This is a genomic window from Streptomyces sp. NBC_01669, assembly GCF_026339735.1.
Classification (GTDB): domain Bacteria; phylum Actinomycetota; class Actinomycetes; order Streptomycetales; family Streptomycetaceae; genus Streptomyces; species Streptomyces yanii.
The window spans coordinates 6463595-6479711 of record NZ_JAPEQG010000001.1 but is presented as its reverse complement, the minus strand read 5'-3'; the positions used below and the strand labels follow the sequence as shown (position 1 = coordinate 6479711).

The following is a 16117-nucleotide window of genomic DNA, read 5'->3' as shown; positions in this document are numbered from 1 at the left end:
CCGGTTTCCCGACCCGTTCCTGTCCCTCCCCGCCCGTTCGCAGAAGGACCGAAGGACCAGACGACATGAGCTTCGACCGCAGGACCCGCATAGAGCAGATGCGCAACGCCGACCGTGTACGCGACCGTCGCAACCGTGCCCTCGCCATAGGGCTGAGCGCCCTTGTCGTCGCTGGTCTGGTCGCTTTCGGTTCCTACGCGCTGCTGGACAGGTCCGAGGCTGCGGACAAGAGGGACGCCGTCGCGGCCGATGAAGCGACGGCTTCCGCGGCGGAGAAGAAGGTGCTGGCGGCCGAGCCGATCGAGGGGCTGAAGACGTGGGACGCGAAGAAGCTGACCCGCAACCACGTCACCGAGACGGTCACGTACCCGATGAAGCCTCCGGTCGGCGGTGACCACAGCCCCGTCTGGATGAATTGCGACGGCGAGGTATACAAAAAGGCGATCCCCGACATGAACGCCGTGCACTCGCTGGAGCACGGGTCGGTGTGGGTGACGTACACGGACAAGGCGTCGGCCGCCGACGTGGCCGAGCTCGCGGCCCTGGTCGGGAAGACGCCGTACTCGCTGATGAGCCCGTACAAGGACCAGGCCGGCACGATCATGCTGAGTGCCTGGGGCAAGCAGGTCACCGTGGACAGCGCCGATGACCCGCGGGTCGGCCGGTTCTTCGCCAAGTTCGTGCAGGGGGAACAGACCCCGGAGCCGGGTGCGGCGTGCACGGGCGGGCTGGGGTCTCAGTGACCGGTACGAAACAGTGGGTGGCCGGTTCCGCCGTCGCCCTCGCGCTGCTCCTCGCGGGGGTGGCGACGGTCGCCTCGGCGCGGGACGACACAGCGGACGGGAAGCAGCCCGGAGAGGCCCCCGCGGCCGTCCGGGTGCCCGGCCCGGACTCGGCGGACGCCGGGTTCGCCCGCGACATGGCGGTCCACCATCAGCAGGCCGTGGAGATGTCCTTCATCGTGCGTGACCGCACGCAGGACGAGGAAGTACGCCGTTTCGCGTACGACATCGCCAATACCCAGGCCAATCAGCGGGGCATGCTGCTCGGCTGGCTGGATCTGTGGGAGCTGCCGAAGGTGGCCGCCGGGCAGGAGCCGATGGCGTGGATGACGACCCACGGTGGACACGGCACGCACGGTGATCACGGCACGGACGACATGGACGACATGGAGGGCATGGAGGGCATGGACGGCATGGGGAACGCGGGCGGGTCGGACGGCGCCTTCACCGCTCATGACGGCGCCCTCATGCCCGGCATGGCCACCCGGACCGAACTCGACCGGCTCAGGAAGGCGAGCGGCAAGCAGGCCGAGATCCTGTTCCTGCAGCTGATGACCGACCACCACAAGGGCGGCGTCGCCATGGCGCGCGGGTGCGCCGGGCTCTGCACGGTGAAGGCGGAGAAGCGCCTCGCCCAGGGCATGGTCGAGGCCCAGCGGTCCGAGCTGGACGCGATGGCGAAGATGCTGGCGGCGCGCGGGGCGAAGCCCAGGTCCTGAGGCATTCCGCCGTTCCTGAAGCGGTATGAATGCACCCGAATGGGTGATAGCGGTCGCGCACCCCGAACGGGCCCATGACGATGGGTTCGCTCGGGGTCGGACCGCAGTGCCCATCGACACCAGGAGGAATCCCTCATGACCACCGCCAAGGACATCATGCACGCCGGGGCCCAGTGGATCCCCGCGCACGAGACGCTCGACCGCGCCGCCCAGATGATGCGCGAACACAACGTCGGCGCACTGCCGATCTCGGCCAACGGCGAGCAGGACCGGATGGTCGGCATCCTCACGGACCGCGACATCGTGGTCGGCTGTGTGGCGATGGGCCACGATCCGTCGAAGGTGACCGCGGGTGAGCTCGCCCAGGGAACACCGCGCTGGATCGATGCGAACGCAGAGGTGAACGAGGTTCTGGAGGAGATGCAGAACCACCGGATCCGCCGGCTCCCGGTGGTCGAGAACAAGATGCTGATCGGCATGATCAGTGAGGCCGACCTCGCCCAGCACCTCTCCGAGGACCAGATCGCGGGCTGGGCGGAGAAGGTCTACGCCCGCGTCTGACCGGCCTTCGACAGCGCACCACCGCGGGCCCGGCACCCATGACAACGGGGGGTGCCGGGCCCGGGTGCGAGGTATACCCGGCGGGGGTAGGGTGCCTGACATGAGCCCGAAATGTAGTGCGATGTACGGACAGCTGTTGCTGTTTACCGCGCTGCTGTTCGGGGTCTTCACCATGCACACCGTCGGGTATCCGGCGGAACACGGCGGCCATGAGGCCGTGGTGACGATGGACCACCTGCGGGACCAGGAAACTCAGGGGGTACACCCGGCGAGCGCCACGAGGGAGTCCTCGGCGGAGCACTCCTCCGTCCCGCCGACGCCGATGGGCGACGGCACGGACCCGATGGCGGTCTGTCTCGCCGTGCTGGGCGCCTGGGGTCTCGCCCTGCTCGCCGGCCGGCTGATGGCGCTCCGGACCACGGAGCATCTCCTCGTTGCCGCGGGAGCGCTGTTGTCGCGTGCGCTGCGGTCCGGCCCCCCGCCCGCGACGACGGCTCCCGCCCGGTTGTCGGTGCTTCGGATATAGGAGCGGGCCGCTCCGCACCCCTCCTCCAGCCCGCACCGACAGCATCAGAGGTGTTCCAGCCATGCCCACTCAACCCACTCGACGCGCCGTGCTCGGCGCCGGAATCGCCGTGGCCGGCACGGGAGTTCTGGCCGCCTGCTCCAGTGGTACGGCCCCGGAACGGCACGCCGCGAACCCCGGCCCCACGCATCACGACGCCATGGGCCACAGCCCGTCGCCCGCGTCGGGGAGCCGCGGAGAGTACGTCTCCCCCGGCGACGCGGAGATCGCGGCGGTCGAGGCGAAGCGAGGCTCCGGCCCTGTACGGAAGCTCAACCTCACCGCCACCCCGACCCGCCTCGATCTGGGCGGCGGGCTCACCGTCAGCTCCTGGGCCTTCGGGGACCGGCTGCCCGGCAAGGAAATCCGGATCACCGCGGGCGACACCCTGGCAGTCACCCTCGCCAACCACCTGCCGACGTCGACCACCCTGCACTGGCACGGCCTCCATGTGCGCAACGACATGGATGGTGTTCCCCAGCTGACCCAGCCGGCCATCAAACCGGGCGCGGAGTTCACGTACCGCTTCGCGGTGCCGCAGTCGGGGACGTACTGGTTCCATCCGCACCAGGGCGTCCAGCAGGACCGCGGTCTGTACGCACCACTGATCATCGACGACCCGAAGGAGCCCCTGTCGTACGACAAGGAGTGGGTCGTCGTCCTCGACGACTGGGTCGACGGAGTGGAGGGTTCCTCTCCGGAGGCGGTGCTCGCCGAGCTCAGCCACGGCATGGGTGGCATGGATCACGGGTCTTCCGGGGCCGATGACAAGCCCCGTTCCGGGTCCGGGTCCGGACCCTCGCGGGTGCTGGGGGGCGCCCCGAGCGAACTGCTCGGCGGTGACGCGGGCGATGTCGACTACCCGTACTACCTGATCAACGGCCGCATCCCGAAGGACCCGACCACGTTCACCGCGAAGCCCGGCGACCGGATCCGGGTGCGCATCATCAACGGGGGCGGCGACACCCCCTTCCGCGTCGCGCTCGGCGGCCACCGGATGACCATCACCCACGCGGACGGCTTCCCGGTCCGGCACACCACGACGGACACGCTGCTGCTGGGCATGGGCGAGCGGTACGACGTGCTGGTCACCGCCCGGGACGGGGTGTTCCCGCTGACGGCGGTCGCCGAGGGCAAGAAGGCGTCGGCGCTGGCCCTGCTCCGTACCGGCGGCGGCGCGGCGCCGACCGCCTCCGTGCGGCCCAAGGAGCTGACCGGGCAGCTGGTGTCAGCCTTCGAGCTGCAGGCGGACAAGTCCGTGGCGCTGGCTGCCCGCAGGCCCGACCGGACGATCCGGATCAAGATGACCGGCAGCATGAGGGCGTTCGACTGGGCCTTCGACCACAGGAAGTACGACCCCGCTTGGCGCCATCCGGTCAAGGCGGGCGAGCGGGTCCGGCTGGAGTTCTACAACATCACGGAGATGTGGCACCCGATCCATCTGCACGGGCACACGTTCGCCCTCGCGGGACGTGCGGGACCGCGCTCGGTGCTGGACAGGGCTCCCGGGGCGCGCAAGGACACCGCGATCGTCCTGCCCAACAGGTCGGTGGCCGTGGAGTTCGACGCGGACAACCCGGGACTGTGGATGCTCCACTGCCACAACGTCTACCACTCGAACATGAACATGATGACGGTCCTCGGCTACCGCCGCTGACCCGGTGCCGGCGGGCCGCGGCAAGGGCTGCGTCGGCCGCGGCAGCGGAAGTGCGGCCCGCCAGGACATCGCGTCAGAAAGACGATTACACTGAGGCGCGTGCCTCAACTACGCCTCGCACTGAATCAGATCGACTCGACCGTCGGTGACCTCGCCGGCAACGCCGAGGCGATCATCCACTGGACCCGGCACTCCGCCGAACAGGGCGCCCACCTGGTGGCGTTCCCCGAGATGGTGCTGACCGGATACCCCGTCGAGGACCTGGCCCTGAGGTCGTCCTTCGTCGAGGCGTCGCGGAACGCGCTGCGTGCGCTCGCCGCCCGCCTCGACGCGGAGGGCTTCGGGGAGCTGCCGGTCGTCGTCGGTTATCTCGACCGTTCCGAGACGGCCCAGCCGCGCTACGGCCAGCCTGCCGGTTCTCCGCAGAACGCCGCCGCGGTGCTGCACCGCGGGCGGGTCGCGCTGTCCTTCGCCAAGCACCACCTGCCCAACTACGGGGTCTTCGACGAGTTCCGGTACTTCGTGCCGGGCGATTCGATGCCCGTCGTGCGGGTCCATGGTGTCGATGTGGCGCTCGCGATCTGCGAGGACCTCTGGCAGGACGGCGGCCGGGTGCCGGCCGCGCGCGCCGCCGGGGCCGGGCTGCTGCTGTCGATCAATGCCTCGCCGTACGAGCGGGACAAGGACGACACCCGGCTGGAACTGGTCCGCAAGCGGGCCCAGGAGGCCGGCTGCACCACCGCTTATCTGGCGATGATCGGCGGGCAGGACGAGCTGGTCTTCGACGGCGACTCGATCGTCGTCGACAGGGACGGCGACGTGATCGCCCGTGCCCCGCAGTTCGCCGAGGGCTGCGTCGTCCTCGATCTGGACCTGCCCGCCGCGGCGCCCGAGGCGCCGTCCGGGGTGGTGAACGACGGACTGCGGATCGACCATGTGGTCCTCTCCGACAAGCCTGTCCCTGCGTACGAGGCGGAGCTGACCGGCGGCTACGCCGAGCGGCTCGACGACGACGAGGAGCTGTACTCGGCGCTGGTCGTGGGTCTGCGTGCGTACGCCGCGAAGAACGGTTTCAGCAGTGTGCTGATCGGGCTCTCCGGCGGGATCGACTCGGCACTCGTCGCGGCCATCGCGTGCGATGCGCTGGGCGCGCAGAACGTGTACGGCATCTCGATGCCGTCGAAGTACTCCTCGGACCACTCCAAGGGCGACGCGGCGGAGCTGGCGCGGCGCACCGGACTGAACTTCCGCACCGTACCGATCGAGCCGATGTTCGACGCGTACATGGAGGCGCTGGGCCTCACCGGTCTCGCCGAGGAGAACCTCCAGTCGCGACTGCGCGGCACGATGCTGATGGCCGTCTCCAACCAGGAGGGCCAGATCGTCCTCGCGCCGGGCAACAAGTCGGAGCTGGCGGTCGGCTACTCGACGCTGTACGGGGACTCCGTCGGCGCGTACGGGCCGATCAAGGACGTCTACAAGACGTCGATCTTCCGGTTGGCGAAGTGGCGCAACCGGGCTGCGGAGGAACGCGGCCAGACGCCGCCGATCCCGGAGGCGTCCATCACCAAGCCGCCCAGCGCCGAGCTGCGGCCCGACCAGGTCGACACGGACTCGCTGCCGGACTACGACGTGCTGGACCGGATCCTGGAGCTGTACGTCGACCGGGACCTGGGGCTGGAGTCGATCGTGGCGGCCGGGTTCGACGAGACGCTGGTGACGAGGACGCTGCGGATGGTGGACACCGCCGAGTACAAGCGGCGGCAGTACCCGCCGGGGACGAAGATCTCGGCCAAGGGGTTCGGGAAGGACCGGCGGCTGCCCATCACCAATCGGTGGCGCGAGTCGGTGTGACGCGACGGGGCGGGCCGGCCCGATGGGAGCCGGCCCGCCCCGGCAGCCGTTCCGTCCTCAACCGCCGGGCGGACCCGATGTGCCCGGCCGCCGTCGTCATGGCCGGCGGCGCAGGGACTTGGGATCGGGCCCGGCGGGATCGCCCCCGTCCGGCGCTTGGGGAGGAGCGCCCCCCGGCGCGCGGCACTGTTCAGCACACGTCCGCGTGGGACTTCGGCGTCGTGGACGCCCCCGTGCCCGCCACCACCCGGGACTCACCCGGCCTCCCACGGTCCAGCACCCCCGCCGTCGCCGCCACCGCCAGACCCGCCACGGTCAGCCCCGCGCCCACCAGTGCCGGGGACGTCCAGCCCCAGCCCGCCGCGATCGCGGCCCCGCCCAGCCAGGCACCGCCCGCGTTGGCGAGGTTGAAGGCCGAGTGGTTGGAGGCGGACGCCAGCGTCGGGGCGTCCTTGGCCTTGTTCATGACGAGCATCTGCAGCGGCGTCGTGGTCATGAAGCCGATCCCGCCGAGCAGGACGACCATGACCAGTGCCGCCCACTTCACGTGCACGGCGAACGGGAAGACGACCAGGACCACCGCGAGCGCGCTCAGCGAGCCGTACAGGGTGGGGCGCAGCGCCCGGTCCGTGAGCGGTCCCGCCGCGAGGGCGCCCAGGGTCATGCCGATGCCGAACAGCGCCAGGACCGGTGTCACCGAGGATTCTCCGAAGCCCATCACCTCGGTCGTCATCGCCGACAGGTACGAGTAGACGGCGAAGACACCGGCGAAGCCGAAGACGGCGGTGAGCAGGCCGAGCAGCACCTGCCGGTTGCCGAGGGCGCGGAGTTCGCGGCCGAGACCCTGGTGCGCGTCGGCCGGCGCCCGCGGGACGAGCCGGGCGAGCGCGGCCATCGAGCACAGTCCGATCGCGGCGACGACCAGGAACGTCGCGCGCCAGCCGAGGTGCTGGCCGAGGAGCGTGGCCGCGGGTACGCCGACGATGTTGGCGACCGTGAGGCCGAGGAACATCGTCGCCACCGCCCGCGCCTGCCGCCCCTCAGCGACCAGGCGCGCGGCGACGACTGCGCCGACGCCGAAGAACGCTCCGTGCGGCAGCCCGGCGAGGAACCGGCCCGCGAGCAACCAGCCGAAACCGGGGGCGAGCGCGGAAGCGAGGTTGCCGACGGTGAACAGGGCCATGAGCAGCAGGAGCATCCGCTTGCGCGGGACCCGGGAGCCGACGGCGGTGAGCAGCGGGGCGCCGAGGACGACCCCGATCGCGTACGCGGACACGAGATAGCCGGCGGTGGGTACCGACGTACCCAGGTCGTCCGCGACATCGGGCAGCAGGCCCATCATCACGAACTCGGCGGTTCCGATGCCAAATGCGCTGATGGCGAGCGCGAGAAGAGCCAGTGGCATGGCGGGAGAGACCTTTCCGCAGGGAGCTCGGCCCGCCGCGTCCGGGCATGGCTGACCGGCCGCCGGGTGGGGGCGAGGGCGTGGGGGCGGCGGGCCCGGGCAGCGCGGCGCGCCCGGCCCGAAGGCCGGGTCGCACCGCGGTCACCGGCTCCGTCGCCGGTCGGCTCGCGTTCCCCGGAGGAACAAATACTCTCAGACGGTTTATGCCAGGAGGTAAACGGACCGTTGCCTCAGAGCTCGACGCGGGCGGCGATCGGGAGATGGTCGCTGCCCGTGGCCGGGAGCGTCCATGACGACATCGGTTCGATGCCCTTGACCATGATCTGGTCGATCCGGGCCATCGGGAACGACGCCGGCCAGCTGAAGCCGAAGCCGTTGCCCGCGGCGCCCTGCGTGGACCGCATCTGCGAGGTGACCGCGTTCAGCGAGCGGTCGTTCATCGTGCCGTTGAGGTCGCCGAGCAGGATCACCTTGCCGAGCTGTTCGTCGGCGATGGCCTCACCGAGCGCGTCCGCGCTCGCGTCGCGCTGGTTGGCGGTGAATCCGGCGTTCAGCTTGACCCGCACGGACGGCATGTGGGCGACATAGACGGCGACCTTGCCCTTCGGTGTCGTCACTGTGGAGCGCATGGCCCGGGTCCAGCCCATCTTGATGTCCACGGGGCGTGTGCCGCTCATCGGGTACTTGCTCCACAGACCGACGGTCCCCTGCACCGAGTGGTACGGATAGCGGTCGGCGAGCGCCGATTCGTACGCGGCTACCTGGCCGGACGGCAGCTCCTGCAGGGCGATGACGTCCGCACCGGAGCCCGCGACCTGCTGGGCGGTACCCGCGGGGTCGGGGTTGCCCGCGTTGACGTTGTGGGTGGCGACGGTCAGGTCGCCGCCGCTGCCCGACTTGTCGGTGAGCAGCCCGCCGAAGAGATGGAGCCAGACCACGGCCGGCAGCAGCAGGGCGATCAGTGCGGTCGCGGAGCGGCGCACCAGGCCCAGGACGAGCAGCACCGGGACGAACACACCGAACCACGGCAGGAACGTCTCGGAGAGGCTGCCCAGGTTGCCGATCCTGTTCGGGATCTCCGCGTGGAAGAACATCACAAGGGTCAGCAGGACCGCGCAGGCGGCGAGGACGATGCCGCGCCGCCACATGCCCTTGCCGCTGGTCCATCTGTCGCGCAGGTTCCGGAAGCGGGACCCGGTGCGCTGCGGTCCCGCGCTGCCGTTCCCGGTGTCCGCCCTGTACGCCTGCACCATCGCGCTGTCCTCACTGCTTCGCCGTACCCATCGCCGCGCTCCACGACCCTAGGCGATGAGCAACGCCTTTCCTGCCGTCCACGACGGCCGTACTGCCACGAGGACGAAGGGCGTGGTCCGGCGGGTTCCGGCCGGACGGATCTTGTGGGGCGTTGTGACACAACGCTCACACTCGGGCGGAGGCCGGGCGAGTCAGGCCTGGCCTGCGTTTTTGTCGGACGGACGGGTGGCGGGCGCGGCTGTCCGGGCGGGGACCGGGGTGGTGTCGGGAGCCGTCGGGCGCGGCGCCAGGCCCTCGACCAGCGTCCGGATGATGCGATCGGCAAGGTCTTCCGGGAGCGGCGCGTCGGGCCGGTGAATGGTCCGTACGAGCATGGGGCCGATGAACAGGTCGTCCATCAGCTCCACGTCCAGGTCCGCCCGGAGTTCGCCCGCTTCGACCGCCCGCCGCACGGCCGCCGTCATCGCGACCCGGCGCGGTGCTATCACCGTGCACTGGTACTCGGCCCACAGTTTGGGGTGGCTCTTCATCTGCGCGAAGACGTTGTGGAGGAGGACCGAGGAGCGCTGGGCGAGTCCGCGCACGCGCAGCGACTCCAGCATCACGCGGAGGTCGCTGAGCCCGGCGGTGCCGGAGATCTTCGGTTCCGGGGGTTCGATGTGGCGCAGCACATCGACGAAGAGTTCTTCCTTGCCGCTCCAGCGCCGGTAGATGGTGGCCTTGCCGACGCCTGCGGTCCGGGCGATGCGCTCGATGGACAGTCCGGCGAGCGGTTCGCCGGTCTCCAGGAGGTCGACGACGGCGTCCAGGATCGCCCGCTCCGCCGCCGCACTGCGCGGTCGGCCGCGCCGCGGTTCCCGGTCCTCGTCCTGCGCCTGCACCTGGCTCCACCTCTCGCCGCGCCGTCCGGTCCCTGTCCCGATTCTCACCGACCGGGGCGGTGTCCTGCTTCCCGCCCCGGTCGGCCCGGTGTGTCCGGGGGTGACCGGGGCGGGGCTATTCAGCCATCCGGGCCCGTGGCCGTCATGGCGTCATCGGCGCGCGCCCGCGGGCACGGCCCGGTCGTCGTCGCCGTGTCCGGTCCGCTGCCCGGCGGGCGGCCTGCCCGGCAGGAAGATTCCGACCACGAGGGCTCCGATCAGGGCGACGCACGCGGAGCCGAGGGCGGTGACGTGCATGGCGCTGATGAACGCGTCGTTGGCCGCGCCGACCAGCGGGGCGCCCGCCGGACCGAGCTTCTCCGCGATGCCGAGGGTCGCCTCGATCGACTCCCCCGCCGCGTCCCTGGCCGCGGCCGGGAGCGTACCGAGGTGGCCCTCGATGTCACCGCGGTAGACGGTGGACAGCACCGAGCCCAGGACAGCGATCCCAAGCGCCCCGCCGACCTGCCGGAACGTGTTGTTGATGGCCGATCCGGAACCGGCCTTCTCGCGCGGCAGCGCCTGCATCACGGCAACGGTGACGGGCGGCATGACGTGCGCCATGCCGGTGCCCTGGACGAAGAAGACCAGACACATCACCCAGACGGGTGTACTGGCGTCGAACAGTGCGAACGCCGACAGTCCGACCGCGACCAGCAGCATGCCGGCGGTGCACACCGCACGGGAGCCGAACCGCTCGACGACCAGCCGGGCGCGCGGCGCGAAGATCATCTGCGCGGCGGCCAGCGGCACGATCAGGAGTCCGGACTGCAGGGCGCTGTAGCCGCGCACGCTCTGCAGGTAGAAGGCGGAGAAGAAGGTCACGCCCATCAGCGCGAAGAAGACCAGCGCCACAGCGGCGACGGCGGCGGAGAACGCGCCGTTCTTGAAGTACGTGATGTCGATGGCCGGGTGGCTGCTGCGCTTCTCGTGCCAGACGAATCCGGCCAGGACGACGAGACCCCCGATGATCGAGAGGAGTACGACGGCGTCGCCGAAGTCGGCGAGTTCGCCGCCACGGATGATGCCGAACACCAGCAGGACCAGACCGACGATGGAGAGGACGACCCCGAGCGGGTCGATCCGGCCCGGCTTCGGGTCCCGGGAATCCGGCACGAGCACCGCCATCGCGATCAGTGCGATGACGACGACGGGCACGTTGACCAGGAAGATCGAGCCCCACCAGAAGTGTTCGAGCAGCAGTCCGCCGGTGATCGGGCCGATGGCGATGCCCAGGCCGACACTGCCGGCCCAGATGCCGATCGCCTTGGGCTGCTCGTCGCGCTCGAAGACGTTCATCAGGATCGCGAGTGTGGCGGGCATCACGAACGCGGCGCCGAAGCCCATCACGGCGCGCCAGGTGATGAGTTCGCCGGGCGAACCGGACATCGCGGCGAGCGCCGAGCCGATACCGAACAGCAGGATGCCGAAGAGCAGGACCTTCTTGCGGCCGATGCGGTCGCCGAGCAGACCGGCGGTGAAGAGGAGTCCGGCGAAGACCAGCGTGTACGAGTTGATCGCCCACTCCAGCTCGCTCTGGGTGGCTCCGAGCCCGGTGGGCGACGGGCTCGCGATGGTCTTGACCGCGACGTTCAGGATCGAGTTGTCCAGCACCACGATGAGCAGGCTGAACATCAGAACGGTGAGGATCACCCAACGGCGACGGTGGATCGCCTCGGGAACACGGGGCACGGCGGCCGGAGGGCCGGACGGTATCGACATGCCGGCGAGCGTATCCCATTTCGATACGAGACCGTCTCGTATTGGAAAGTCTTTGCCCAGTCGTGCCCACTTCCCGCGGACGGCCCCGGGATGCCACCATGGACGCGATCCGGGGACGCCGTCAGGGCGCCTCGAGATGACGAAGGAGCCGTTGGCAATGACGCTTCAGGCTGCAGAGAACCAGCCCGCAACCCCCGCGGGGGCCCCCACCGACAGCAGCAAGGCGCTGTACGGAGGCAAGAGCACCCGCCGCATCACCGTCCACGACATCGCCGCCGCCACCGAGCGCGGCGAGAAGTGGCCCATGCTCACCGCCTACGACGCGATGACCGCGTCCGTCTTCGACGAGGCCGGCATCCCGGTCATGCTCGTCGGCGACTCCATGGGCAACTGTCACCTCGGCTACGAGACCACCGTGCCCGTCACGATGGACGAGATCGCCATCCTCTCCGCCGCCGTCGTACGGGGCACCAAGCGCGCCCTCATCGTCGGCGACCTGCCCTTCGGGGCCTACCAGGAAGGGCCCGTCCAGGCCCTGCGCAACGCCACCCGGCTGGTCAAGGAGTCCGGCGTCGGGGCGGTCAAGCTGGAGGGCGGCGAGCGTTCGCTCCCCCAGACCGAGCTGCTCGTCTCGGCCGGCATCCCGGTCATGTCGCACCTCGGCCTGACCCCGCAGTCCGTGAACACCATGGGCTACCGGGTGCAGGGCCGCAGCGACGAGGCCGCCCACCGGCTGATCCGGGACGCCAAGGCGGCGCAGGACGCGGGGGCGTTCGCCGTCGTCCTGGAGCTTGTACCGGCCGAGGTCGCCGCCGAGATCACCCGCAGTCTGCACATCCCGACCATCGGCATCGGCGCCGGTCCTGACACCGACGCCCAGGTGCTGGTCTACACCGACATGGTGGGGCTGACCGGCGGCAAGGTGCCGCGCTTCACCAAGCAGTACGCGAACATGCGCAAGGTGCTCGGTGACGCGGCGAAGGAGTTCGCCGACGAGGTCGTCGGCGGCACGTTCCCGGCGCCGGAGCACACCTTCCACTAAGACTTGTCCCGCATGTCACCCCAGAGGGTGAGCTGCTGCGGGATGCAACCGGGGCGTGAGCCGGGCGTTCCAGCGTGGTCACCTTGCGGTGTCTCATCTGGGTTTGCTCGGCTCCGCCCTGCGGCGGTTCGGGGAGCAGAGGTCGCACGGCATTGCCGTGGGACTGCCACGCGACCAGCACCTCGTACGGTGTTCTGGCTCTGTGTGGTTGACTTCCGCAGGGCTTCTTCCAGCCCTTCTCTAAAGATGATCTGCGCGTGCCGGGACTGTGCGGTGTCCAGGTACGCGGTCTTGGGGTCGTCCACGTCGGCGAAGCGGACGAACGCGGCCAGCGCGGCGGACACGAGGTCTCGTTTCCCGGCGAGGCCGCAGGCGATGCACTTGTGGTCACGGTCCCGCAGCGTCTTCGAGACGCGCTCGCCGCACAGGCAATGCTGGGACAGCGCCGTACTCCATGTCGAAGCGCGGACCAGCCTCCTGCCTGCTGCGGTGCACTCGCGGTCGAGAGCAGCGATGAACATGCCGGGCGTGGTCTGCGAGAGTCGCTTGCCCCACAGCCGGTACCAGGTGCGGATGTCGCAGTCCTCCACCACCAGTACGGGGCCGTGCTTGGCGATGATCTCGCGGGCCATGGTGCGGGCGCGGTGCCGACGGTGCTCGGCGATGGAGGCGGCGTGTTCGGCCTGGCGGGCGCGCAGCTCCCGGTAGCCGCCCGACAGCTGGTCGCGGCGGAATGCCTGCTTCGGCACCCCGTCCGAGCGTGCGGCACGGGCACCGCCCGGCACCGCGACCGCCTTGGCCTTGAGACCCTTCTCTGCTCGCCGAGCGGCGCGCTTGACCTGCTTCTTCGACAGCCCGTACTGCGCCGCGTTGGTCGCCCTCCGGGAGCGCTCCAGAGCCCGCGCACGTCCCCGCCGCTTCTTCGCCTGCCGCTCCATCAGGGCGCGATCGGCAGGGTTGAGGACGATCTCAGTGGACTCCGGCCGCCCCTCGGCGGGGTTGAGGTCGGCGGGGAAGGACACGATCGACAGGTTGGAGACGTTGCCGTCCACCCCGCCGACGCGGTTCAGGGCGGCGGCCTGCTCGCGCATTTCCCGTACGGCAGGCGAGGCGTATCCGGGGCCGAGGACCATCAGGTGCGCCTCATACACCCAGCCGCCCGGCGCCGACGCCTTTCGGCGGCGTACGAGATCCACCTTGTGCCAGCGGCCGGGATTGGCCAGGAAGTGATCAACTCGCGCCCACTGACCCGGCTGCTGCGGCACCCGCACAGGGAGCACGAGGTCCCCCGCGCTGGAGTTGGGACCGCCTGCGAACACCACGGCGAGGGGACCGGTGTGGTCCCACCATGTTGCCTTCCGCGTCCCCGGCTTCCCCGACACCGTGAGCTTGCCCGTGGGCACCTTGCTCTTCGGCAGCGCCGGGACGCCCATGCGGCGGGGCTGCATCAAGCTGTGCCGGCCGCCGTCGGTGTAGGCCATGACGTGGCCGTGGAGGGCACCCACCAGACGGAAGGTCTCCCACTTGTTCGCGGTGGTGTGGGAACGGGCGCGGCCGGGGATGCGGGTGAAGTCGTGCCAGCGACCCACCTTCGGCCGCCCATGACGCTTGCCCGTGGCGTCAGCGAACAGGTGCCGCTGCACCCCATTCCACACCTCATCTGCCATATGCATCGCGAGGGCCTTGGTGGCGTGGTGCTTGAGGTGCCCGGAGTTTTCAAGGTGCTTGTACGCGCAGCGCTCCAGGGCTTCACGGTTGAGGCCGAGGCGCTGCCGTGCAGCCTTCGCCCCGTCACGGTCCCGCTCGCGCTTCGCGCACCAGTAGGCATCGACCTTATTGCGGGCATCGCGCTGGACGCCGCGCTTGATCGACCACATGGAGCCGAACAGCTTCTCCAGGCGCGCCACGTCGGCCGGGTCGGTGACGGCCAGCGGCAGCACCATCACCGACACCTGCCCTCCGTCGGGCTTCTTCCACTTGCGGGCCTTGTTCTCCCCCCGGAACTTCCGTTGCGGCTGGGCAGCCTGTATGACCGTCACCGCTTCCCCGCCCGGTGCGGTCGACCCGCACCCACAAGTCATCCAACACCACCCATGGCGGCCCCTGCCCCTTGCCCATGACCAATCCAACGAGTGTCTGACGAAGGGGACATGGCCGCACGGAGGCTTTCCGTTAGCTCCTCTAAGGCGCTATGTCCGGGTCAGATAGCGCCTTGAGACTGTGAGTCAGCGGAGGATGCCCGCCGTCCGACACGTCCGGGAAGGAATGGCGGTCTTCGCGCTCCGCAGCAGTCCGACGGTCAGGCGGTCGTCTTCCCTGATGTCGCCGATGAATTCAGCGCCCGAATGGATTCCGGGCCCGGGGAACGATGCGGGACGGTTCGCGTGTTCACGGTGAATCGATCGATCAGTCCGGCATCCAGCCCTGCCCCGGCAGCATCGCCACGGTTACGCCGCAGGCTTTCACCGTGGCCTCCCCACCGACACGCCAAGTCGGCTACGAAGTCAGTCCGCTCAGCGAGCGCGCACTGCAATCCGGCCCACATCCACCAGATTTGAGCCGGTGCCACGCTTACGGAGCTTTACCACCGGTTCCTTTCGTATGCCCTCTTGTCTCGCTCGCCGGACCCGGCCCGTCTGGTAGTTCCGGGCAGTCCCGGCTTTGTCAGCGCTGCTTCCCGCCCACCGGCGTCTCCCGGATCGGACTGCGCTCAGCTCCCACCAGGCTGCTGCGACAACCCAGCGAGGAGGTCTTGCACCTCCTTCGATTCACCGCGCTTCACGACGCACTGGCGCCTCGTGGCACACCTACCAGGTACGACAAGCTCACCGTCCGCTACGAAGCGATCATCCAACTCACCCTGATACGGCGGTGTTTGTGAGCATCTCAGAGTGATTTCATCGCCCTGGTGTTGCCCTGCGTGTCGTTATGCCACGGCCAGGTGACTGCGGAAGTGCCGCGGGGTCTCGGCCTCGTCGAGCAGGATGAGGGCGAAGTCGGCGTAGGAAATGCGGGCTGCGGTGTCGCCCTGTTCGCGCATGTCGTAGTGACCGGTGCGCTCGCCCTCGTGGTCGAAGTCGCCAGCCGGGCTCACATACACCCAATCCAGCGCGCCGCCCTCGACACGGAGAACCTCCAGACCGGCGGCGTGGGCCAGGCAGAAGGGCCGAAACTCCGCGGGGAAACCGCGCGCGTCCAGCAGCCGGGTCCCATCGGGGCCAGGCAGCAGCGCCGATAGCCCGACAGCGACGAGTCTGTCCACTCCGGCCTGCCGCAGGCCCTTGACGAGGGCGTGCGCGGCGCTGGTAAAGAATGCGTCCGGGTCGGTTCCCGCGCCGTACACCGCGGCCGCGGTGATCGCGGCGTCGTGGCCGGCCGCGAGGGCGGCGACGTCCGCCACGTCGGTGACGTCACCAGCGGCGATCCGTACGTCACCATCCGCCAAGCCGCTGTAGCGCGCGGGGTCGCGCACGACCGCGGTGACCTCGTGCCCACGCCGACGCGCCTCGGCGACGGCCTGTCGGCCGGCCCGGCCGCCCGCACCGAAAATCACGATCCTGCTCATCTTCGGAATACCTCCTGGTGAGTCGATGCTCCGGAAGGTATCCGTGAGGGCAGTTACCACCTGGATACCGC

13 protein-coding genes are annotated in these 16117 nt (G+C 69.8%); 7 read left to right on the top strand and 6 right to left on the bottom strand.

Annotated features, from left to right (window positions below):
- Positions 1-65 precede the first annotated feature (65 nt).
- From OG972_RS29005 to OG972_RS28980, 6 genes are all read left to right on the top strand, one after another.
- A complete protein-coding gene (locus tag OG972_RS29005; RefSeq protein WP_266986342.1) occupies positions 66-743 on the top strand; it encodes a DUF3105 domain-containing protein in 678 nt (225 codons plus the stop codon).
- A 17-nt stretch (positions 744-760) separates the two neighbouring features.
- The gene (locus OG972_RS29000) at positions 761-1501 is read left to right on the top strand and encodes a DUF305 domain-containing protein (protein ID WP_323135904.1); all 741 of its coding nucleotides are present in this window, start codon (positions 761-763) and stop codon (positions 1499-1501) included.
- A 135-nt stretch (positions 1502-1636) separates the two neighbouring features.
- Positions 1637-2062: a CBS domain-containing protein gene (locus OG972_RS28995; protein ID WP_266986338.1), complete on the top strand. Its 426-nt coding sequence runs from the start codon at positions 1637-1639 to the stop codon at positions 2060-2062.
- Positions 2063-2162: 100 nt separating this feature from the next.
- Positions 2163-2588 carry a hypothetical protein gene (locus OG972_RS28990; protein ID WP_266986336.1) on the top strand — a complete coding sequence of 142 codons (426 nt, stop codon included), beginning with the start codon at positions 2163-2165 and terminating at the stop codon, positions 2586-2588.
- A 61-nt stretch (positions 2589-2649) separates the two neighbouring features.
- Positions 2650-4284: a multicopper oxidase domain-containing protein gene (locus tag OG972_RS28985; RefSeq protein ID WP_266986334.1), complete on the top strand. Its 1635-nt coding sequence runs from the start codon at positions 2650-2652 to the stop codon at positions 4282-4284.
- A 99-nt stretch (positions 4285-4383) separates the two neighbouring features.
- Positions 4384-6138: an NAD+ synthase gene (locus OG972_RS28980; RefSeq protein ID WP_266986333.1), complete on the top strand. Its 1755-nt coding sequence runs from the start codon at positions 4384-4386 to the stop codon at positions 6136-6138.
- 190 nt (positions 6139-6328) lie between these two features.
- On the opposite strand, the gene OG972_RS28975 is transcribed toward OG972_RS28980, so the two are convergent.
- From OG972_RS28975 to OG972_RS28960, 4 genes are all read right to left on the bottom strand, one after another.
- Positions 6329-7543, bottom strand: coding sequence for an MFS transporter (locus OG972_RS28975; RefSeq protein WP_266986332.1), 1215 nt, complete (start codon positions 7541-7543; stop codon positions 6329-6331).
- Positions 7544-7773: 230 nt separating this feature from the next.
- A complete protein-coding gene (locus OG972_RS28970; RefSeq protein WP_266986330.1) occupies positions 7774-8796 on the bottom strand; it encodes an endonuclease/exonuclease/phosphatase family protein in 1023 nt (340 codons plus the stop codon).
- 192 nt (positions 8797-8988) lie between these two features.
- Positions 8989-9678: a TetR/AcrR family transcriptional regulator gene (locus OG972_RS28965; RefSeq protein WP_266986328.1), complete on the bottom strand. Its 690-nt coding sequence runs from the start codon at positions 9676-9678 to the stop codon at positions 8989-8991.
- Between the two features lie 150 nt (positions 9679-9828).
- Entirely contained in the window at positions 9829-11439 is a 1611-nt protein-coding gene (locus OG972_RS28960; protein WP_266986326.1) for a DHA2 family efflux MFS transporter permease subunit, read from the bottom strand.
- A gap of 157 nt (positions 11440-11596) precedes the next feature.
- Between OG972_RS28960 and panB the strand changes: the two genes are divergently transcribed.
- Positions 11597-12481 (top strand): 3-methyl-2-oxobutanoate hydroxymethyltransferase, encoded by an 885-nt coding sequence (gene panB, locus OG972_RS28955; protein WP_266986324.1) that lies wholly within the window; start codon positions 11597-11599, stop codon positions 12479-12481.
- Here the strand turns inward: panB and OG972_RS28950 are convergent.
- Together OG972_RS28950 and OG972_RS28945 are read right to left on the bottom strand one after the other, a co-directional pair.
- On the bottom strand, positions 12478-14520 hold the full coding sequence (locus OG972_RS28950; RefSeq protein WP_266986322.1) for a transposase: 2043 nt from the start codon (positions 14518-14520) through the stop codon (positions 12478-12480). The genes panB and OG972_RS28950 overlap by 4 nt on opposite strands.
- Positions 14521-15407: 887 nt before the next feature.
- A complete protein-coding gene (locus OG972_RS28945; protein ID WP_266986320.1) occupies positions 15408-16046 on the bottom strand; it encodes an NAD(P)-dependent oxidoreductase in 639 nt (212 codons plus the stop codon).
- Positions 16047-16117 lie beyond the last annotated feature (71 nt).

What these genes read in the sequence shown, in the direction of transcription:
- OG972_RS28985 (WP_266986334.1), top strand. Translation starts at nt 2,650, where the DNA reads ATGCCCACTCAACCCACTCGACGCGCCGTGCTCGGCGCCGGAATCGCC.
- panB (WP_266986324.1), top strand. Translation starts at nt 11,597, where the DNA reads ATGACGCTTCAGGCTGCAGAGAACCAGCCCGCAACCCCCGCGGGGGCC.
- OG972_RS29005 (WP_266986342.1), top strand. Translation starts at nt 66, where the DNA reads ATGAGCTTCGACCGCAGGACCCGCATAGAGCAGATGCGCAACGCCGAC.
- OG972_RS28960 (WP_266986326.1), bottom strand. Translation starts at nt 11,439, where the DNA reads ATGTCGATACCGTCCGGCCCTCCGGCCGCCGTGCCCCGTGTTCCCGAG.
- OG972_RS28990 (WP_266986336.1), top strand. Translation starts at nt 2,163, where the DNA reads ATGAGCCCGAAATGTAGTGCGATGTACGGACAGCTGTTGCTGTTTACC.
- OG972_RS28975 (WP_266986332.1), bottom strand. Translation starts at nt 7,543, where the DNA reads ATGCCACTGGCTCTTCTCGCGCTCGCCATCAGCGCATTTGGCATCGGA.
- OG972_RS28995 (WP_266986338.1), top strand. Translation starts at nt 1,637, where the DNA reads ATGACCACCGCCAAGGACATCATGCACGCCGGGGCCCAGTGGATCCCC.
- OG972_RS28945 (WP_266986320.1), bottom strand. Translation starts at nt 16,046, where the DNA reads ATGAGCAGGATCGTGATTTTCGGTGCGGGCGGCCGGGCCGGCCGACAG.
- OG972_RS28970 (WP_266986330.1), bottom strand. Translation starts at nt 8,796, where the DNA reads ATGGTGCAGGCGTACAGGGCGGACACCGGGAACGGCAGCGCGGGACCG.